Raw genomic sequence first — 19,623 nt, 5'->3', positions numbered from 1 at the left:
CGCCCGCGTCACCGCCCCAACGGGTACGAGTGCCGCGCGGACGTGCGTGACCTCATGCACGTCCGCGCTTCGTCAGGGTCTGCGGGGGGAAACCGTCATGATGCCGATGCACATTTCGTCGCTGGTGCCGTCGCCCCACACCACGTAGCGCGGCGGCAGCGTCTTCAGTTGCGGCAGCTGTCTACGCAGCCCCGCGTCGTGCGTACACGTCACCCGCAGTGTGTCCCCCGGACCGATCTCCACCGGCGTCGGCAGCTGCACCAGCCGCTGGTTGTCGAAGTCGAACTGCGGTACGTCCAGTACGACCTTGGCCCTCGGCGTGCCCGGGTTGAGTTCGACCTTGATGGCCCGCCCGAGCATGTGCATGTGGCCGAAACCGGCGTACAGCGTCATCGGCGCCTCCACCTTGTGGTCGCAGGTCTGGGTGTTACCGGGCTTCGGCACGCCCCGGTCGCATTCCCTCACCTGGCGGTCCGCCATTTCGCCGACGTCCCGCCCGAACCGCTTCGTCACGTCCGCGATCGAGGCCGCTCGGTCACAGAGCGGCCCCGACTCGTCGGCCGCGCAGGGCAGTTCGGTCGGCGCGTCGACCGGCCACGTTTCGAGTTCCCGGGTTTGCGGTGTGCCGTCCGTGAGCCTCAACCGCACCGCCGAGCGGTCCGGCCCGGCCGGCTTGCCGCCGGTCGCGAGCAGGTTGTAGTGGATCTGCATGATGAGCAGGCTGCCCGGCTCCAGCTTGTAGCCGGCGTCCTGGTCGATCAGCGTCTCCGTGGCACCCGGCGCCCAGGTGTCCACCCACGCCGCGTCCCCCTCTTCGACCTCGGCGCCGGCCACGCCGGTCCCACCGAAACACTGCCAGCCGGGGCCGGGGGTCTTCGCGTCCTGCTCGCGCACCGCGGCGGCGCCGCCCGGCGGCACCGCGTACACGATGGCGTGGTGCGCGATGGCGACGTTCTCCGGCATGAACTGGGTTCCGGTCAGGAAGGCCCCCTTGGTCAGACCTGGATCGACCAGCTGGCACCGGTACTCGTCCGTGCCGCCCTGCGGCGGCACGGGCGTGTAGGCCTCGGCCATCTTCAGGTCCAGGAACCGCTCGCCGGCCCGCAACGGCTGCGGCGGGGCGGATGATCCGCCCGCGTGCCCGCTGTGCGTGGCGGCCGCTGGGGGCGTCGCGCTGTCGGCGTTCGACCCGCAGGCGGTGACGGCAGCGAACGTCGTCACCAGCGTCATGGTGGCCGCTCCGACGTTCCACCGTGGACTGTCAGCTTTCCTCATAACCCGAACGCTAGGACCGATTCCGTCCCGTTTCGTCGTACTGCGGTCGTCATCGTCGGGAGGGAGGCGGTACCGCGGTACTACCTTCCGGAGCGTCTGCCGAGCAGGACCTCGACGCCCCCACGCTGGTGCGTGCGCCGGGCACCTGGTTCGGCCACCCGTCCTGAGCACCGCATTAACGATCGTCTCAGGTTCGCTCGGTACGAAATCGGCCTCACATGAGCGACGCAACTCGTATGTAGGAGGCTATTGATGGCAGTCAACGCTGCGCCGTCCAAGGAAGCGCCGCCCGGTCGGTTGGCAGGCCGGTGGGTGCCGTGGTTGGTGATCGGATTGTGGTTGGCACTGGCGGCGGTCATGGTGCCGCTGAGCGGAAAGCTGAGTTCCGTTACCACCGACAAAGCCGTGGACACCCTGCCGGCCAGTGCCGAGTCAACCAAGGTCGCGGTTCTGGAGGACAGGCTCCCGGGCGGTGAGGACAACACGTTCGTCTTCGTGTACCACCGTGCCGGCGGCATGACCGACGCCGACCGTGCGTCGGTCGATCGCCAGTTCAAGTCCCTCGCCAAGCGGTATCCGCCGACGTCGGCGGCCAGCGGTGAGGACGAGGGCCCGCCGACGAGACTCTCCACCGACGGCAAGGCGATGATGTTCACCCTCCAGGTGAGCACGACCTACGGCGCGCCGGAGGCCATCGTCGGCCCGTTGCGTGACGCTGCGAAGGACCGCCCCGCCGGCCTGGAACTCGACGTGACCGGCCCGGCCGCGGTCGACGGCGACATGGACGCCATCTTCGACGGCGTCGACACGCAGGTCCTCCTCACCACCGTCGTCGTCGTCACGCTCCTGCTCATCCTCACGTACCGCAGCCCGGTGTTGTGGTTCATCCCGCTGGTGGTCGTGGGCGCGGCCGCACTGACCGCGATGGCGACCGTCTACCTGCTCGTCAAAGGCTTCGGCATCGTGGTCAACGACCAGAACTCGGCGCTGCTGACGATCCTGGTCTTCGGCGTCGGGACGGACTACGCGCTATTGCTCATATCCCGGTACCGGGAGGCACTGCACCACCACGAGAACGTCCGGGTCGCGATGGTCCACGCGCTACGCGGCGCGGCGCCGGCCATCGTCGCGTCCGCGGCCACCGTGGTCGCCGGCCTGCTCTGCCTGCTCGCCGCAGACCTGAACAGCACCAGCGGGCTGGGCCCGATCGGGGCGGCCGGCATCCTGTGCGCGCTGGTGGCCATGCTGACGCTGTTCCCAGCGGTGCTCGTGGTGCTCGGCAGGCGGATCTTCTGGCCGGCCATCCCGCGGTTCGGCACGGCCGTGGCGCAGAAGCCGGGGCTGTGGGAACGGCTCGGCACCGCCATCAGCCGCCGCCGGTGGGTGGCGACGCTCGGCTCGCTCGGAATCCTCGGCGTGCTCGCCGTCGGGCTGGCGGGCAACACCGGCGCCCTGCGGGAACAGGACCAGTTCCTGTCCGCGCCGGAGTCGGTCACCGGCTTCACCGTCCTACGCCAGCACTTCCCGGAGCTCGGCGGCCAGCCGATGACGATCTTCACGCGGCCGGCGTACCAGGAGCGGGTGCTCGGCATCGTCAAGGGCACCCGCGGTGTGGCCATGGCCGTCCCGGAGCAGACCAGCGGTGGCTGGTCCACCATCTCCGTGTTCCCGACGGACGCGCCGGACACCGTCGCAGAGTACGACACGATCAAGCGGGTGCGCACCGCCGTGCACACGGTGAACGGGGCGGAGGCGATCGTCGGCGGGCCGAGTGCCGAGAACCTCGACACCGAGGTGACCACCAGCCGCGACGAGAAGCTGGTGATCCCGCTGGTGCTCGCCGTCGTACTGATCATCCTCGGGCTGCTGCTGCGCGCGATCGCGGCCCCGCTGGTCCTGATGGCCACCGTGATCGTCTCATTCGCCGCCGCCTTCGGCGGCAGCGTGTTCATCTTCGACACGATCCTCGGGTTCAAGGGCATCGACTCCTCGGTTCCGCTGCTGGCATTCATGTTCCTGGTCGCGCTCGGCGTCGACTACAACATCTTCCTGACCAGCCGGGCCCGGGAAGAGACCGTACGTCTCGGCACCCGAGGGGGCATGCTCAAAGCCCTCTCGGCCACCGGTGGCGTCATCACCTCGGCCGGCCTGGTCCTGGCGGCCACCTTCGCGGTCCTCGCCACCCTTCCGCTGGTGATGCTGATCGAGGTCGGGTTCCTGGTCGCCTTCGGCGTGCTGCTCGACGCCCTGCTGGTGCGGTCGGTCCTGGTGCCCGCCCTCACCCTGGTGATCGGCCGGCGGATCTGGTGGCCGAGCCGGCTGTCGCGTCCAGCGGCGGAGCCGCCGACCGGGCACCGGGCGCTCGCCCACGACGAGGAGCCCGTGCTGCAACGGTGAACGCGGCGGCACGGACGAGATCTGGGACGGGGTTCAGCCCGTCCCGGATCTTTCATGGGGCCGGAGGCCGCAGTCCCTTGTCCCTGCGCCGCACCACAGGGGTGGATCAGCGCACCGCGGTGTCCTCCCCGGCGGTGAACGGCGCGACCGGGGCGGCGGGCGGCGACGCGGCCGGAAGGTCGACCCGGAGCAGCGTGCCGCCGCGTGCGGAGCGGGCGACGGTGGCCCGCCCGCCGTGGGCGTCGGCCACCCGCTGCACGATCGACAGCCCCAGACCGGATCCCGGCAGCGCCCGGGCACTGTCGGCACGGTAGAACCGGTCGAACACCCGCGGTACGTCGGCGACGTCGATGCCCGGCCCGGCGTCGTCGACCTCGAGCACCGCCGACGTGCCCTCGGCGCGGAGCCGGACCTGGACCGGCTGGTCCGCGGGGGACCACTTGCCGGCGTTGTCGAGGAGGTTGAGCACCGCCCGCTGGAGCGCGGCGGGACGCCCGCTCACCCAGACGGAGCTCACGTCGAGCGCGACCTCGATGTCCGGCATGCGGGAACGCGCCCGGGTCACGGCGGCCACCACCACGTCGGCGAGGTCGAGCACCTCGGTGTTCTCGTCGCTGATGTCACCGCGCGCCAGGTCGGTCAGCTCGGCGGCAAGGGTGGTCAACTCGGCGACCTGAGCGCCGAGATCGTTGAGCAGCCGGGTCCGGCTCTCCGCCGGCAGTGCGCTGTCCAGGGTGCCCCGCCGGTCGAGCCGGATCAGCAGCTCGACGTTGAGGCGCAGGCTGGTGAGCGGGGTCTTGAGCTCGTGAGCGGCGTCCTCGGCGAGCAGCCGCTGGGCCTGCCGGGATTCCCGCAGCGCGGTGAGCATGTCGTTGATCGACTGGATCAGCCGCCGGATCTCGCCACCGCCCTCATCCGGAATGGAGGCGTCGAGGTCCTGGGTGTGCGCGACATGGACCGCGGCGGCGGTCAGCCGGTCGATCGGTGCCAGCCCGGTCCGTGCCACGGTCCGCCCGACAAGGGCGCCGCCGGCCACGCAGAGCAGCCCGATCAGCAGCATGCCGAAACCCAGCTGGTTGATCGGGCTGTCGTCGGAGACACGGGCCACCTGAACCGCGCCGTCGCCCGCCCGCAGCGTGTAGATGATGTAGCCGTCCTCGTCGCTGTCGCTCGACTCCATCAGGTCGGCCGGGCCGCCCTGTGCCACGCGCCCGGCGTGCTCGCTGACCGGGGGCAGCGCGGGTTGACCGGCCGGCGTCCGGGTCGAGCCGTCGGGCAGGATGACCCGTACCAGCTGACCGGACCCGGGATACGGCGGTAGCTCGACCCTGGCCAGACCGGCGCGCTCCGCGTTCGTCGCCAGGGCGCGGGAGTCGGCGCGTAGCTGATTTCTCGCGGTTTCTTGCAGCTCCCCGCCCAACAGCTCGGTGGCCACCTGGAAGGCCACGAACACGCTGACCGCGATGGCCGTCGCCGCGATCACCGTCATCCTGGTCCGCAGGGACCGCCGGCGCCACCATCGGGTCAGCCGGCGCGGTTCCCGGCCGGCGGACCCGCTCACGGAGGAGTCTCCCGCAACGTGTATCCCAGGCCGCGCAGCGTGTAGATCAATCGCGGCTCGCCCTCGGCCTCCATCTTGCGGCGCAGGTAGCTCACGTACACCTGGAGGTTGTTGGCGGTGGCGCTCATGTCGAAGCCCCAGATCGCCTCGAACAGCGCGTCGCGGGTCAAGACCCGGGTCGCGTTGCGCATGAGGACCTCCAGGAGGGAGAACTCGGTCCGGGTCAGGCGCAGCGGCCGCCCGCCCCGCCACGCCTCGAACCTGTCGGGATCCAGCCGGACGTCGGCGAACGACAGGACGTGCGACTCCCCGTCGGCAGGCGTACGCCGGCGCAGCAGGGCCCGCACCCGGGCCAGCAACTCCTCGGTGGCGAACGGCTTGGGTAGGTAGTCGTCGGCGCCCGCATCCAGCCCCGCCACCCGGTCGGAGACCTGATCACGGGCGGTCAGCATCAGCACCGGCAGATCCCGGCCCGCGGCCCGCAGACGCCGACAGGTCTCCAACCCGCCGAGGCGGGGCATCATCACGTCGAGGATCAGCAGATCCAGCGTGTCCCCATCGACCCCCTCGACCCCGTCGAGCACGGCGAGACCGTTGGCGACGATGCTGGTGTCGTAACCCTCGACCTGGAGCACCCGCTCCAGCGACTCACGGATGGCCGCCTCGTCATCCGCGATCATGATCCGCACGCCGGCCCGCCCCCTCCCGTCGATGCCTTTGCCGCTCATTCTCCCCGACCAACCTGAGGCCAGGATTAGATTCGGCGCCGGGAACAGGTACGTCGCGCCGGCGTGCGAGGTGCGTCCGCGGTCAGCGCGGATGACGACCGCGGTGCGATCCAAGCGGCGAAGGTGGGAGTGATGAGCTCAGAGCAGCGGGAGTGGACCGGCCCGGTGACAGCGCGGATGCGGTGCTGCGCCGGGATGGCGTCCGGCTTTCAATTTGAGGGCCGCGAATGACCTACGGTGCCGAGTGGACCGGTCCGGTGTCGCGGCGGATCCGGTGTTGCATTTGCGGGGACGACACGGCAGGTGCGGAAGACTACGTGGTGATCGGCGTGATCACCGAGGGGAGCAGCGGCGATATCCAGTACCTCGGTGCGCACGCCGCGCATCTCGAGAAGGTGATGGCCCGCGGCTTCACCGTCGAAGTCACGCTGATGTAGGCACGACGCCGGCAGGTGGGCCGAAGGGACGTGGCTTTGCACGGATCGCCGCTGCGCAGCATGAGGATGGTCTATTGCTACCCTCGCCTCCTCAATGGACGTTGCGAGGAGATATTCCGTTGGCCATCAACCACAAAGTCAGCGCCGGGGCCCTTCTGGTGATCGGGGCGACCGCGGCTCTGGCCGGCGTCGCCGGCCCGGCCCAGGCGGCGTATCCCACGACCGCGGTCAGCCTTGCCTATGGCAACTCGACCTTCTCGGGCACTGCCCAGTGGCAGAACCGTAGCGTCCGCGTCGAGGGCACTCTGCGGGTCACGGCGGGCAACTGCCGGAAGGTGGGCGCCACCACAGCCACCGTCACCGCCGATGGCGGGGGCTCCTACCTCGGCCAGATGTCGAGCTCCTGGGCCTGCAACGACGCCTCGGTGACGAGGAGCTACGCAGTTGACTTCACGGCCCCGGCGGACGTCCCCGGCGGCGCGAACTACGTGACGGTCTGGATGAACGACAAGGAATACGACCTCACCTCCCAGTCGTACTACAAGCCCTGACCGGACGCTGACGCCGTTGCCCGCCTCGCAGGGGGTGGGCAACAGCGTCGGTCGGCGGCTCGACGACATGGCGAGACCGGGCGGCTGCTCACCCCGAACCTCTCGGCCGCCTGATCTAGGATCGGCGGCCATGCGCCTGCGTGCCTTTGTCATTCTCGTCCTCGCGCCCGTCCTGCTGATCGCGGCCGGTGTCGGGGTCTGGTACGTGGTGACGCAGAAGGAGGGCCGCTACGACATGGCCCCGCGCGCGTGCCCCAAGATCGAGCCGGTGGTCGACGAGCTGGGCGTGCCGTACGAGCTGCGGCCGGCCGGTAAGCCGGGGATCTGTGATCTCCGGCTGCCGGAGGGCCACCCGCAGTACACCGACGCGCCCAAGATCACCGTGAGCTTCAGTGAGCCGGTGCGCGACATCGCCGGGGCGAAGCAGTTGATGAGCGACATCGGTTCCCGGCCGGGTATGACCCCGCTGGCCGGCGTCGGCGACGACGCGTACGTCCAGGATCGTGACTTTTATGTGCGGGTCAGCAATCTGGTGGTGACGATTACGGTCCAGCCCGACCGGACCAGTACGCCGGACCAGGTCAAAGCCTTCACCGTCGCCCTGGCAGACCGTCTCTAGGCCGATCGGGCCGGGGTGGCGCCGGGTGTCGCGGTTGTGTCGGAGGAGGGCTCATCACCATGATGACTACCGCCGGCGCGGCGCCCGATGAGCGCGGCCGGTCGCGGCGGGCTGCCAAGCTGATCACCGATGTGTTGTCGCCGGGGGCGCTGCTGAGCGTGCTGCTGGTGGTTGTTCCCGTGCACGCCGTCGGTGCCTGGCCGGGCCTGGGCTGGGGTCTGCTCGCCGTCGTGTTCGTCAGCGTGGTCCCTCTCGGCTACATCTTCGCCCGCGTACGGCGACGGACCCTCACCGACATGCACGTCGGTGTTCGCGAGCACCGGCTGCTGCCGTTCGTCGTGGGCCTGGTCAGCGTCGTGGCCGGGCTGGTGGGGCTGCTGGTGGGCGGCGCGCCGCGTGATCTGGTGGCGGTCGTCGGCGTGATTCTGGCGGATGCCGCGGTGCTCATCGTGGTCAGCAGCTTCTGGAAGATCTCGGTCCACGCGATGGTGGCCATGATGACGACAGGCATTCTGGCGGTCGTCCACGGTCGCGTGCTGTGGGCGTTGCTGCCGCTGGTCGCGTTGGTCGCCTGGTCGCGGGTGCGCCTCACCGACCACACAGGCGCCCAGGTCGTCGCCGGTGCCGCGGTGGGGCTGGCGATGGTGGTGGTGTTCGTCCTGTTCCGAGGTTTCTGACAGCCGGGTTGCATCAAGCCGACCGCGGTGAACCCGAGCCGCGCGACGATCGGACTCAGCAGAAACCGGCCCGCGGCCAACCCGAGCCAGTAACCGCTGACCGCGTACCCGGCAAAGGTTTCGGTCTGTTGCCGCGCCTCGACGAGGTAGCCGGCCGTGAGTGGGATGGCCACCGCATCCAGCAGCATGGCCGCCGGCCAGGCGGCGGCGGCGATGATCCCGGTGGCGACCGGCAGTCCGAGCAGCGCCCCGATTCCGAAGAAGCCGTGCCGCCGGTTCAGCAGGGTGGTGGCGCCGGGCAGGTCTGACAGGTACGCGTTGAGCACCGACTCCAGGATTCCCACCGCATAGCCGGAGGCGATCTGGAGCATCACGAATGCCGTGAACGCCGGGCTGGATCATTGAATGGCGGTCGCGGAGGCGTCAATGTTGGCGGCTGTCGCTGGTTGCGACGAGGCCGGTACGTGGCGCAAGGATCGGACGCAGTTACCCTTCTCAGGTATTGCGAAGGGATCCTCACCATGCCTCGTGTGGTACCGGCGGTCAGCCGTGCGCTCGACATCCTCGAGCTCTTCCTGGAGCGGCCGCAGCTGTCGGCGCGCGAGGTGATGGAGCGGCTCGATCTGCCGCGTACCACTGTTCATGAGCTGCTCGTCACGCTGGTGGAGCGGGCGTACCTGATCTCCGTGCCCGGCCAGCCGGTCCAGTACCGGCTCGGGATGCCGCTGTTCCAGCTCGGCGCGGCCTTCGCCGGACAGCTGGATCTGGTGCGCGAGGCGCAGGGCGTCACGCGCGATCTGGCCGCCGCGTGCAATGAGGCCGTCCATGTCGCCGTGCTCGACGGTGCCGATGTCATCTACCTCGTCAAGGTCGACAGCACCCACCCCGTCCGGATGGTCTCCGCGGTGGGGCGGCGGCTGCCGGCGAACTGTACGGCGGTGGGCAAGGTCCTGCTGTCGGGTCTCGATCCGGTGGCGCTGGACGCCGTGCTGGCGAAGGGTGACCTGCCGGGCATGACACCGGACAGCATCACCGACCCCGACCTTCTGCGCGAGCACCTGGATCGCGTACGGGCCGAGGGCCTCGCAGTCGACAGCGGGGAGTCCGACGGCGCGATGCGGTGCGTCGCTGCGGCGGTACGGGACCATTCGGGCGTCGTCATCGCCGCGATGAGCGTTTCGGCGCCGATCATCCGGTGGACGCCGCAGGCGCACGTGGAGTGGGCCGATCTGGTGCGCGAGGGCGCTGCCACGCTGTCCGCGCGCATGGGCTACTCGGGCCGCGTTCGTTAGGCCGCTTGCCGCTTCGGGCCAGAAACCGTATCGAAACATTGACACCCCTGTGGGTGTCCTCTAGCGTCGCGACCACTCCATACGATATCTCGAACCATCGTTCGAAATCTCGAACGCCATAGGACCGTCAGCGTCGCTTCCTCAGCCCGTCGCCGATCGCATCACAAGTGCCGAGCCGGCGGCGTCCATGGCCGCTGCCGTCGAGACACGCAGGAGTGCAGCGCTCAGGGGATACGAGGGAGGCGAATGTCCATGCAGGACAGGCAGTTGTGGTCGCGGCGCAATTTTCTGGGGATGGGAGCGGGCGTGCTCGGCGCGGCCGGCCTGGCCGCGTGCGGGGACAGCTCCGGCTCGTCGGCCAGTGTGCAGCCGGACGTGCCGAAGGAACTGCTCGACAGCGCGGCGTCGCTCAAGGGCTCCACGATGGGTGTGCTGTCGCAGAAGCTGTACTCGACCACGGCGAACGATGCGCTCGACAAGTCGATCCGCAAGTTCGCCGACTCCACCGGTACGAAGATCGAGAACAGCCTGGTGCAGGCCGACGCCGGCGACGTCGTCGCCAAGATCGACGCCGAGGTGAAGGGCGGGGTGGCGCGCGACCTGGCGTTCATGACGGACTCCCGGTTCATCGCGCAGTTCCACGCCCTGGGCGACCTGGAGGACGTGACGGACGTCGTCGAGGCGCTGACCGCCAAGTACGGCGAGCCCTGCGCGGAGGCCAAGAACTTCTGCGTCTTCGACGGCAAGTGGTACGCCATCCCGTACCACTTCATCGGTATCGGGTCGTTCCTGCGCAAGGACTGGATGCAGGAGAAGGGCATCGCCCCCAAGGACGTCTACAGCTGGGAGGAACTGCGCGACGTGTGCCTCGCCATCTCGGATCCGGGCAAGCGCCGGTTCGGGTGGGGCCTGACGATGAACCGGTCCGGCGACGGCAACGGCGTGATCGAGGCGCTGATCAACGCGTACGGCGGATCGATCGCCTCCAACGACGGCAGGAAGGTCACGTTCAACTCGCCCGAGACGGTGCAGGCCGTGACGTTCCTGGGCGACATCTACACCAACCCCAAGTACAAGCCGATGCTGCCGCCGGGCGTGGCCAGCTGGACCGACACCAGCAACAACGAGAACTGGCTCGCCGGCATCCTCGGCTACACCCGCAACAGCTTCAGCGTCTATGCGGATTCCAAGACCAAGAAGAATCCGGTGTACGCCAACACGCACGTCTTCTCGGACTGCATCGGGCCGGCGACCGACAAGTCCCTGCTGCTCGGCCAGTCCCAGGGGTTCGTCGTCTTCAAGGGGGCCAAGAACGCGGCGCTCGCCAAGCTCCTCGCGCAGTACCTGGTCAGCGGGCCCGCCCTGGTCGGGGTCGCAAAGGAGGCGCCCGGCCTGGTGATGCCCGCCTGGGACAAGGTGTGGGACGCCGACCCGTACTTCACCGGCGGCGACCCGTCGTTCCCGCTGCTGCGCACGATGTCCCAGCAGCCGCTGCCGCTGAAGACGAAGAACGGTCTCGCCTTCCCGCAGAAGGCCAGCGCCGGCCAGCAGGCCGTCGTCGCGGCGTACGTCCTGACCGACATGATGCAGCAGGTCGTTCAGGGCACGGCTCCCGCGCAGGCGGTGACCGCCGCCCACGCGAAGATGGTGCAGATCTTCAACCAGCAAGGGCTGCCCCAGTGAGCACGGTGCGCCAAGCGCCGGCCCCGGTCAGGCGGGCACCCTCGCCGCCGGGGCCCGGCTCGCTCACCAGGACCCAGCGGTGGCTGGGCCGGGACTGGCGCCTCGCAGCGCTGTTCCTGGCGCCGACGGCCGTCCTGGTCGGCGTGCTCGTGCTCCTGCCCATCGCCCGGTCGATGATCACCAGCACCACCGAACGGCACGGGCAGGACGACGTCTTCGTCGGCCTGGACAACTACCTCGCCCTCGCCGGCGACGAGCAGTTCCACGCCGGCGTCGTGAACTCCTTCGTCTTCACCGCGTACGCCGAGATCTTCAAGGTTGTCCTGGGTCTCGCCGCGGCCCTGCTGCTGCATCACCGGCGCCGCGGCCGCGCCGTGCTCACCGGGCTGCTGCTGGTGCCGTGGGTGGTGCCGACGGTGGTGACGGCGTTCAGCTGGCGTACGTTGCTCGACCCGATCTTCGGCAGCGTCAACACCCTGCTCACCAGCTCGGGGATCGGCCCGCTGCTGGCCGACGCGCACCTCGTCGACAGCTGGCCGGCGGGCTGGCTGTCCGACCCGTCGCTGGCGATGCCGTCCGTGATCCTGGTCAACGTGTGGAAGGGCGTGCCGTTCTTCACCGTCTGCTTCCTCGCGGGCCTGAAGGCCATCCCGGCGGACCAGTACGAGGCGGCGACCATCGACGGCGCCTCCGCCTGGCAGCGTTTCGCCCACGTGACGCTGCCCGGACTGCGGCACGTCATGACCGTCACGGTGACCCTGTCGTCGATCTGGACGTTCAACAACTTCGACCTCATCTGGCTGCTCACCCAGGGCGGTCCGGGCAACGTGACCGCACCGTACGTGCTGGTCGCGTACTCGAAAGCGATTTTGCAGCTGCAGTACGGCGCGGGAGCGGCGGTCACGCTCGTCATGCTGCCGGTCATCGGCGCGCTGGTCTTCTTCCTGGTCCGGTTGCTGCGCCGCGACTCCGGCACCGGGCCGCTCCGGGGGCGCCGCAGCGACGGCCGGCCCGGCACCATCCGCACGGCGCTGCCCTGGATCCTCGCGGCGGTGTTCACCGGCCTGCTGGCCTGGGCGTCGCCGCAGATCTTCTGGAAGGCGGTGGTCGTCCTCGGCGTGATCCTGCTGATCGCGGCCATGGTGGGCCGGGTGGTCTCGACGCTCCAGGCCCGCGGCGGTCGCCGTACGTCGACCGTGGTGTCGCGTACGGGATCCTGGGTGGCGATGGCGGGGCTGCTCGGCTTCGTGCTGGCCCCGCTGTACTGGATCGCCGTCACGGCCTTCAAGTCCGAGGGCCAGGTCGTCACGCGCACCCACGACCTGTGGCCGACGCCGTGGACCCTCGAGCAGTTCACCGCGCTGTTCACCAACCAGCCGTTCGCCCGCTGGTACGCCAACACCCTGCTGGTCTCCGGCGCGTCGACGGTGGTGGCCCTCATCTGCGCGGTCCTGGCCGGCTATGCGCTGGCCCGCCTGCGCTTCCGCGGCGCGCAGGGCTTCACCGTCACGGTGCTGCTGACGTACGTGATGCCCGGCGCGCTCTTGTTCATCCCGCTCTACCAGCTGCTCATCGGCGTACGGCTCACCGACTCGCTGTGGTCGCTGGTGCTGACGTACCCGACCTTCACGCTGCCGTTCGCGACCTGGCTGCTGGCGGGATATTTCTCCTCCATCCCGGCCGAGCTCGAGGAGGCCGCGCTGGTCGACGGCTGCTCGCGCGTCCAGGCGTTCGGGCGGGTGGTGCTGCCGCTGGCCAAGCCGGGAGTGCTGGCGGTCGCGCTGTTCACCCTGACCAACGCCTGGAACGAGTTCCTCTTCGCGTTCGTGTTCATCACCAAGGACGAGTACAAGACGCTCCCGGTCGGCATGCAGTCGATGATCGCCGGGGACGTGGTGCCGCAGGGGCAGCTGGCGGCGGCATCGTTGCTGGTGAGCATCCCGGTGGTGATCATGTACGCCTTCGGGCAGCGGTTCCTCACGGAAGGGCTGACGGCGGGGGCGGTGAAGGGCTGACCATAGGTTTCACCGGGCTATCTTGGAGCACATGGCCCGGTTCACCGTCCCACAACAGGTGGCTGCGCCCGCCACCACGGTCTGGGCCACGATGGTCGACTGGCCCCGGCACGGCGACTGGGCGCCGCTCACCCGCGTACGGGTGACGACACCCCGGCCCGACGGCGTGGGCGCCGGCTTCGTCGCCCGGACCGGAATCGGGCCGCTCGCGTTCGACGACCCGATGACGGTGGAGCTCTGGCAGCCGCCGGGCGGGAACGCCCCCGACGATGGCCCCGGGCGCTGCGAGGTGGTCAAGCGGGGGAGGGTGGTGCTGGGCCGGGCCGGCTTCTCGGTGGTGCCGCTGGCGGGTGGCCGGAGCCGGGTGGACTGGCACGAGGACGTGACGGTGACTCCTCATCGCGTTACGCGGATGGTGGGGCCGGTGTTGTCGCTTGCCGGTCGTGTCGGCTTCGGGGCGACCCTGCGGGCGATGGCCAAGGACGTGGAGCGGCAGGCCCGCTGACGGGTTCCGCCGACAATCGGCAACGACCCTACCGGCCGGGGCGCAGGCCGGTTGGTGGGTATTGCGCGTGTATTGGAAAACGCATACGTCGTCGCAACATCGGTTCGGTTTCAGTTGGGGTCTGTCGACTGGGAGGGGCCGAGACGATGGCTTTAGATTCCGTACGGGGCATAGCACGCCGCCGGGTGCTCGCCTGGAGCGGGGCGGCTGCGGCCGGCGTGCCGCTGGTGGGCGCTCCCGCTGCCGGTGCGCGTTCCTCGATCCCACCCGATGCCCGGCCCGGCGGGGCGTACGACCGGTACGTGGCGAAGCTCGCCGCCGACGGCAGGTTCTCCGGTGTGGTTCTGCTGTCGCACCGGGGCCGGACCGTCCTGTCCCGCAGTTACGGCATGGCCGACCGGGAGCGCGGGATCCGTAACCACGAGGGCACAGCGTTCAGCCTCAGTTCCGCCGGGAAGCCGTTCCACGCCGTGGCCATTCTTCAGCTGGCGCAGCGGGGCAAGCTGCAGTTGTCCGATCCGGTGGGCAAGTATCTGCGGGGGCTGGACAAGGAGATCGCCGAGCGGGTGAGTGTTCATCATCTGCTCTCCGGCGCCTCCGGGCTGGCCGGCCCGGAGGAGGACGTCGAACGGGTCTTCCGGAGCAGGGCAGAGGTGCATGCGTATTACGTTCACCGCGCTGAACAGTCGACTCTGGTGGATGTTCCGGGGCTTCCCAGCACCACCCACGCCGAACCCGAGGTTCTTCTTCCCGCCCTGGTCGTGGAGGCCGTGGCCGGTACGACGTACTGGGACTACGTCGAGCAGCACGTCTTCCGGCGGTGCGGGATGACCGGCTCCGGCTTCTTCACCCGGCCTCGGTGGCTCACCGACGGGCACGTCGCGCACCCGTACATGGAGGTGGCCGGTGGGAGCGTGGTGGATGCCGTGCGGCACTTGGACGCGGGGAGCGCGTACCCGTATCTGGCCGGCAGGAATCCGGCGCGGGCCTTCATCGATGCCCCCGGCGACGGGGGTTTCGCCACCGCTCCGGACCTTGTCCGGTTCGCGTACGCGTTGCGCGACGGCACCCTGCTCGACCGGCCGTGGGCCGATGTGCTGACCGGCGCCAAGCTGCCGCACGGTCCGGCGTCGTTCGGGGCGTACGGGGTCGCGATCGACATCGTCGGCGGTCAGTGGGCTTTTCAGCGGGCCGGGGGGAATCCCGGGGTCGGCGCGAATTGGAGCATCTACCCGGATACCGGCTGGGTCGGTGTCATTCTCGGTAACTGTGACGGCGCGCCGCTGGAGGAGATGATCGCCCGGGAGACGGCGGCCGTCACGGGGGTCGTGCCCGAGGGCGGGGCCGGCGGGTGAGGTGGGTGCGGGCGGTTCTGGTGGTGGTCTGCATCGCGGGGATCGCGTACGTTCTGCGGCGGCCGCTCATGATGGCCGCGCCGCAGTGCCTGGCCGGGCGGTGGCACGGCTGTTACGACACCGAGAACGGTGTGCTGCTCATGATGCTGGCCGGCCTGCCGGGCGCCGGCCTGGTGGCGTGGGCCCTGGCCCGGTGGCGGCGTGCCGCCGGGGCCGGGCCGGCGTGGCGGCTGTCGCTGGCGGAGGTGGGCATGGTGTACGGGACGGTGCCGTTCGTGTGGATCACCATGATGCCGGGGCCGGGCGCCGGGATCGTGCCCGGCCGGGTGAGCCTGGTGCCGTTGCGGGATCTCGCCACGATGGGGCCGCTCGGCATCGCCGGCAACCTGCTGATCTTCGCGGCGCTGGGCCTTTTCGCCCCGATGCGGTTCGCCGTGCTGGCGTCCGTGCCGCGGGTCCTGGCGCTCGGGGCGGGCTGCTCGGCCCTGGTCGAGGTCGCGCAGTACGTGCTGCGGCTCGACCGGGTGTCCTCGGTGGACGACGTCCTGGTCAACGCCGCCGGCGCCGTGCTGGCCGGGCTGGCGTCGCGCAGGTGGTGGCGGAGCGGCGCGGAGGCCGGGCGCTGCACCGAGCGGGTGGCGGGCTGAGGTGCGGGTCCTGATCGTGGAGGACGAGCCGTACCTGGCCGAGGCCGTGCGGGACGGGCTGCGGCTGGAGGCGATCGCCGCCGACGTCGCCGGGGACGGCGGGACGGCGCTGGACCTGCTCAGCGTCAACTCCTACGACCTCGCCATCCTCGACCGGGACATACCGGGTCCCTCCGGGGACGAGGTGGCGCGGCGCATCGTCGCGTCCGGCAGCGGCATCCCGATCCTCATGCTCACCGCCGCCGACCGCATCGACGACAAGGCGTCCGGGTTCGAGCTGGGCGCCGACGACTACCTCACCAAGCCGTTCGAGCTGCGGGAGCTCGTCCTGCGGCTGCGGGCGCTCGACCGCCGGCGCGCGTACGCCCGGCCCCCGGTCCGCGAGATCGCGGGTCTGCGCCTCGATCCCTTCCGCCGGCAGGTCTTCCGCGACGGACGGTACGTTCCGCTCACCCGCAAGCAGTTCGCCGTGCTGGAGGTGCTCGCGGCGGCCGAGGGTGGCGTCGTGAGCGCCGAGGAGCTGCTCGAACGGGCGTGGGACGAGAACGCCAACCCGTTCACCAACGCGGTCCGCATCACCGTCTCCGCGCTGCGCAAACGGCTCGGCGAACCATGGATCATCGCCACGGTGCCCGGCGTCGGCTACCGCATCGAGGGGGCGGACGGTGACTAGGGCGCCCGGTCTCAGCGCCCGGCTCAAGCTGACGCTGAGCTACGCCGGGTTCGTCATGCTGGCCGGGGGCCTGATCCTGGCCACGGTGTGGGTTTTCCTGCTGCGCTACGTACCCGAGGTGGTCGAGAACCCGCGGCCGCCCGAGTTCGCCGTGCCCCTCAGGTTCGTGCCCGACCGTTCGGACCTGCTGCGCGCCTTCGCCCCGAGGGCGGCCGTGGTGCTGGCCTTCCTGCTCCTGTTCGGCCTGGCCGGGGGATGGGTTCTGGCCGGCCGGATGCTCGCGCCGCTGAGCCGCATCACCCGGGCCACCCGGCTGGCCGCGGACGGGTCGCTGTCCCACCGGATCCGGCTGGCGGGCCGGGGGGACGAGTTCCGTGAGCTCTCCGACGCGTTCGACTCGATGCTCGAACGGCTCGAGGCGCACGTCGCCGAGCAGCAGAGGTTCGCCGCGAACGCGTCGCACGAGCTGCGTACGCCGCTGGCCGTCTCGCGCACGCTCCTCGAGGTCGCCCGCAGGGATCCCACGCTGGACCGCGACGAACTGATCGAGCGCCTGTACGCCATGAACACCCGCGCGATCGACCTCACCGAGGCGCTGCTCGTGCTCAGCCGAGGCGACCGCGGGGACTTCGCCCGCGAGCGCGTGGACCTTTCGCTGCTCGCCGAGGAGGCCGCCGAGACGCTGCTGCCCCTCGCCGAACAGCGCCGGATCACGCTGGACGTCTCCGGGGGTACGGCTCCGGTGAGCGGCTCCGCCGAGCTGCTGCTGCGCATGGTCATGAACCTCGTCCAGAACGCCGTCGTCCACAACCTCCCGAGCGGCGGCAGCGTGCACGTGCACACCGGGGCGTACGGCGACACGAGCGTGCTGCGGGTGGAGAACACGGGCCGCCCGCTCGCCCCGGCCGTGGTGCCGACGCTCACCGAACCCTTTCAGCGCGGGGCGGAGCGCGTACGCACCGACGAGCACGCCGGGGCCGGTCTCGGTCTGGCCATCGTGCGCAGCATCGTCCGCGCCCACTACGGAACGCTCGACCTGGCTCCCGGCACCCCCGGTGGCCTTGTGGTCACGGTGCGGCTGCGGTGCGCTGCCCCGGAGGCCCTTCCGTGTCGTTCTTCAGACACACATCGTTGAAAGCTGAGCCGTTTCAGGGCCGCGCGAGTACATAATGCCGGATCACCTTGGAGGGTCCGGAGGGGCTGACATCTCATGCGGAGCAAACCACGGTCCATTCGCTCGAAGATCATGCTGGCGCTGCTGCTGCCGGTGGTGGCGCTGATCGCGTTGTGGGCGCTGGACGTGCAGGACTCTTTCGATGCCGCGGCGGGGTTGCGGGACAGCCGCAACACCCGGGAGAACGTGAGCATCCCGTGCGACCAGCTGGTGGCGGCGCTGCAGGCCGAGCGCAGCGCGTCCATCGAGGTGCTCGCGGCGCCGGGTGGGAATGCCTCAGCAGGGTCCCAGCGTGCGGCGACCGACGCGTCCGTCGCCGGGTTCCGTGAGCACGCCAAGCTGTATCGGGGCAGGGGCATCTCCGCCGAGATCCTCCGGTCCCGGATCGCGGACATGGGCGCGGCGTTCGACTCCCTCGCGCTGCTCCGGACCCAGGTCGACGCCCGGAGCGTCACGCCGGCCGCCGTGCTGAGCGGGTACAGCAGCGTCATCAGCTACGCCTTCAGCGTCTCGACGGCCACCGCGGCGTCCAGCGATCCGCTGGTGGAACGGGTCATGCGGACCTCGATCGGCCTGCGCCGGGCCGGCGAGCTGCTGCACCAGGAGGACGCGCTGCTGACCGGCGTGACGACGGCCGGGCGCTTCGGCGACGGGGAGTACCGGCAGCTGACCGAGATCGTCGGGGCGTTGCGGTTCCAGATCCCCACCGCCGGCTCCACGCTGCCGGCCCCGGACCAGGCCACCTTCAAGAGCATGCTGAGCGGGCCGGCCTTCGCCGCGCTGCGGGCCGCCGAGGACCAGTTGCTCGGCACCGGGGGAGCGGGGGACGCCGTACCGCTGACGCGTGAGGTCTGGAAGGCCACCTTCACCCCGGCCGTACGGCAGCTCTACGACTTCCTCGGTACGGGCTACGACAAGGCCGTGGGCTTCGCGAGCGCGGCACGCGACCGGGTCCTGTGGCGGTTCGGCATCTCCGGCGGCCTGGGCCTGATCGCAATCCTCATCTCGCTGTTCCTGTCGGTCCGCATCGGTGGCTCCGTGGTGCGGCGGCTGTCCGTGCTGCGTACGGCGGCGAACGACCTCGCGCACCGGCGGCTGCCCGAGATGGTCGCGCGGCTGCGGGCCGGGGAGCAGATCGACGTGGAGAGCAACAGGTTGCGGCTCTCGCTCGGCGATGACGAGATAGCCGACGTCGGTGCGGCGCTGAGCGAAGTGCAGCGCAGCGCGGTCGACTCCGCCGCCGGCGAGGCCGCCATGCGGTACGACATGAACCGCGTCCTCGTGAACGTGGCGCGGCGCAACCAGACGCTGATCGACCGTCAGCTCGAGGCCCTCGCCCAGGTGTCCGCGGTGGACGCCGCCGGTGACCGCGCCGAGCAGCTCGCCGTGCAGATGCGCCGGCAGGCCGAGCACCTGGTGATTCTCTCCGGCTCGGCCCGGAGCCGGCGTGGGCTGGGCCCGGAGTCGCTGTCCGCGATCGTCTCCCGGGCCGCCGGCCAGGTCGAGCACGCCGAGCGCATCCGGATCGGGGTGGTGCCGGACGCCGAGGTGCCGGAGCGGGCCGTCGCCGACATCGGCCACCTGCTCGCCGAACTGCTGGAGAACGCCACCACCTTCTCCCCGCCGGACACCACCGTGCGGGTCTCGGGCCACCGGGGCGCGGAGGGCGTCGTGGTCGAGATCGAGGACCAGGGCCTGGGGATGTCGGCGTCCGCCCTGGAGGAGACCAACCGCAGGCTGGCCCAGCCGCAGGAGTTCGACCCGGCCACGAGCTCGCGGCTGGGGCTCGTCGTGGTGGCGCTGCTCGCGGCCCAGCGCGGCATCCGGGTCGTCCTCACGCCGTCGGCGCAGCGCGGCATCACCGCGACGGTGACGGTGCCGGGCGAGCTGGCGGTGCCCGTCTCCCCGCCGGAGGCCAGGCCGGTCCCGCTGACCCGCCGGTCCAACGCGGCCAAGCTGGTGGGCATCGCCGGGCAGCGGGCCCGGGTCACCGCCGACCGCGGCGCCGCGCCCCGCCACGCCGCGGAGGACTGA

Annotated in this window: 18 protein-coding genes; 15 read left to right on the top strand and 3 right to left on the bottom strand. The window is 70.5% G+C overall.

Annotated elements, in window-relative coordinates; genetic code table 11:
* Positions 1-72: 72 nt before the first annotated feature.
* Positions 73-1,230, bottom strand: coding sequence for a monooxygenase (locus tag COUCH_RS31340; protein WP_430641011.1), 1,158 nt, complete (start codon positions 1,228-1,230; stop codon positions 73-75).
* A gap of 450 nt (positions 1,231-1,680) precedes the next feature.
* Here COUCH_RS31340 and COUCH_RS31335 point away from each other — a divergent pair, with 450 nt between their 5' ends.
* The gene (locus COUCH_RS31335) at positions 1,681-3,672 is read left to right on the top strand and encodes an MMPL family transporter (RefSeq protein WP_249608806.1); all 1,992 of its coding nucleotides are present in this window, start codon (positions 1,681-1,683) and stop codon (positions 3,670-3,672) included.
* Positions 3,673-3,778: 106 nt separating this feature from the next.
* Here COUCH_RS31335 and COUCH_RS31330 read toward each other — a convergent pair whose 3' ends face one another.
* The gene (locus tag COUCH_RS31330) at positions 3,779-5,233 is read right to left on the bottom strand and encodes a HAMP domain-containing sensor histidine kinase (RefSeq protein WP_249608805.1); all 1,455 of its coding nucleotides are present in this window, start codon (positions 5,231-5,233) and stop codon (positions 3,779-3,781) included.
* On the bottom strand, positions 5,230-5,913 hold the full coding sequence (locus COUCH_RS31325) for a response regulator transcription factor (RefSeq protein ID WP_275980006.1): 684 nt from the start codon (positions 5,911-5,913) through the stop codon (positions 5,230-5,232). The genes COUCH_RS31330 and COUCH_RS31325 overlap by 4 nt, the downstream gene beginning before the upstream one ends.
* A 275-nt stretch (positions 5,914-6,188) precedes the next feature.
* On the opposite strand from COUCH_RS31325, the gene COUCH_RS31320 reads away from it, so the two are divergent.
* The 14 genes from COUCH_RS31320 to COUCH_RS31255 all read left to right on the top strand — a co-directional run bounded on the left by COUCH_RS31320 (position 6,189) and on the right by COUCH_RS31255 (position 19,623).
* Positions 6,189-6,398, top strand: a complete 210-nt coding sequence (locus COUCH_RS31320) for a hypothetical protein (RefSeq protein ID WP_249608803.1) — start codon at positions 6,189-6,191, stop codon at positions 6,396-6,398.
* Between the two features lie 119 nt (positions 6,399-6,517).
* The gene (locus COUCH_RS31315) at positions 6,518-6,949 is read left to right on the top strand and encodes a hypothetical protein (protein WP_249608802.1); all 432 of its coding nucleotides are present in this window, start codon (positions 6,518-6,520) and stop codon (positions 6,947-6,949) included.
* A gap of 130 nt (positions 6,950-7,079) precedes the next feature.
* Positions 7,080-7,568 (top strand): hypothetical protein, encoded by a 489-nt coding sequence (locus COUCH_RS31310; RefSeq protein WP_249608801.1) that lies wholly within the window; start codon positions 7,080-7,082, stop codon positions 7,566-7,568.
* Positions 7,569-7,627: 59 nt separating this feature from the next.
* Positions 7,628-8,245 (top strand): phosphoesterase PA-phosphatase, encoded by a 618-nt coding sequence (locus COUCH_RS31305; RefSeq protein ID WP_249608800.1) that lies wholly within the window; start codon positions 7,628-7,630, stop codon positions 8,243-8,245.
* Positions 8,246-8,373: 128 nt separating this feature from the next.
* A complete protein-coding gene (locus COUCH_RS31300) occupies positions 8,374-8,553 on the top strand; it encodes a hypothetical protein (protein ID WP_249608799.1) in 180 nt (59 codons plus the stop codon).
* Between the two features lie 156 nt (positions 8,554-8,709).
* Complete coding sequence (locus COUCH_RS31295; RefSeq protein WP_249608798.1) at positions 8,710-9,537, top strand: IclR family transcriptional regulator; 828 nt, start codon at positions 8,710-8,712, stop codon at positions 9,535-9,537.
* Between the two features lie 252 nt (positions 9,538-9,789).
* On the top strand, positions 9,790-11,220 hold the full coding sequence (locus COUCH_RS31290) for an extracellular solute-binding protein (RefSeq protein ID WP_249608797.1): 1,431 nt from the start codon (positions 9,790-9,792) through the stop codon (positions 11,218-11,220).
* Positions 11,217-13,235, top strand: a complete 2,019-nt coding sequence (locus tag COUCH_RS31285; protein WP_249608796.1) for an ABC transporter permease subunit — start codon at positions 11,217-11,219, stop codon at positions 13,233-13,235. Before COUCH_RS31290 ends, COUCH_RS31285 begins: the two co-directional genes overlap by 4 nt.
* A gap of 31 nt (positions 13,236-13,266) precedes the next feature.
* Complete coding sequence (locus COUCH_RS31280) at positions 13,267-13,740, top strand: SRPBCC family protein (RefSeq protein ID WP_249608795.1); 474 nt, start codon at positions 13,267-13,269, stop codon at positions 13,738-13,740.
* Between the two features lie 146 nt (positions 13,741-13,886).
* On the top strand, positions 13,887-15,095 hold the full coding sequence (locus COUCH_RS31275; protein ID WP_249608794.1) for a serine hydrolase domain-containing protein: 1,209 nt from the start codon (positions 13,887-13,889) through the stop codon (positions 15,093-15,095).
* Between the two features lie 5 nt (positions 15,096-15,100).
* Positions 15,101-15,742 carry a VanZ family protein gene (locus COUCH_RS31270; RefSeq protein ID WP_249608793.1) on the top strand — a complete coding sequence of 214 codons (642 nt, stop codon included), beginning with the start codon at positions 15,101-15,103 and terminating at the stop codon, positions 15,740-15,742.
* Between the two features lies 1 nt (position 15,743).
* Positions 15,744-16,415, top strand: coding sequence for a response regulator transcription factor (locus tag COUCH_RS31265; RefSeq protein ID WP_249608792.1), 672 nt, complete (start codon positions 15,744-15,746; stop codon positions 16,413-16,415).
* Positions 16,408-17,550, top strand: coding sequence for a sensor histidine kinase (locus COUCH_RS31260; protein WP_249608791.1), 1,143 nt, complete (start codon positions 16,408-16,410; stop codon positions 17,548-17,550). The genes COUCH_RS31265 and COUCH_RS31260 overlap by 8 nt, the downstream gene beginning before the upstream one ends.
* A gap of 75 nt (positions 17,551-17,625) precedes the next feature.
* The gene (locus COUCH_RS31255; RefSeq protein ID WP_249608790.1) at positions 17,626-19,623 is read left to right on the top strand and encodes a sensor histidine kinase; all 1,998 of its coding nucleotides are present in this window, start codon (positions 17,626-17,628) and stop codon (positions 19,621-19,623) included.

Origin of the sequence: Couchioplanes caeruleus, from assembly GCF_023499255.1 — a bacterium.
Taxonomy (GTDB): Bacteria; Actinomycetota; Actinomycetes; order Mycobacteriales; family Micromonosporaceae; genus Actinoplanes; species Actinoplanes caeruleus_A.
This window is presented reverse-complemented; position numbering and strand designations above follow the sequence as displayed.

Bases quoted from the DNA above. Each gene is read 5' to 3' on its own strand.
- COUCH_RS31340 (WP_430641011.1), bottom strand. From the start codon at position 1,230: ATGACGCTGGTGACGACGTTCGCTGCCGTCACCGCCTGCGGGTCGAAC.
- COUCH_RS31280 (WP_249608795.1), top strand. From the start codon at position 13,267: ATGGCCCGGTTCACCGTCCCACAACAGGTGGCTGCGCCCGCCACCACG.
- COUCH_RS31290 (WP_249608797.1), top strand. From the start codon at position 9,790: ATGCAGGACAGGCAGTTGTGGTCGCGGCGCAATTTTCTGGGGATGGGA.
- COUCH_RS31275 (WP_249608794.1), top strand. From the start codon at position 13,887: ATGGCTTTAGATTCCGTACGGGGCATAGCACGCCGCCGGGTGCTCGCC.
- COUCH_RS31255 (WP_249608790.1), top strand. From the start codon at position 17,626: ATGCGGAGCAAACCACGGTCCATTCGCTCGAAGATCATGCTGGCGCTG.
- COUCH_RS31310 (WP_249608801.1), top strand. From the start codon at position 7,080: ATGCGCCTGCGTGCCTTTGTCATTCTCGTCCTCGCGCCCGTCCTGCTG.
- COUCH_RS31325 (WP_275980006.1), bottom strand. From the start codon at position 5,913: ATGATCGCGGATGACGAGGCGGCCATCCGTGAGTCGCTGGAGCGGGTG.
- COUCH_RS31320 (WP_249608803.1), top strand. From the start codon at position 6,189: ATGACCTACGGTGCCGAGTGGACCGGTCCGGTGTCGCGGCGGATCCGG.
- COUCH_RS31305 (WP_249608800.1), top strand. From the start codon at position 7,628: ATGATGACTACCGCCGGCGCGGCGCCCGATGAGCGCGGCCGGTCGCGG.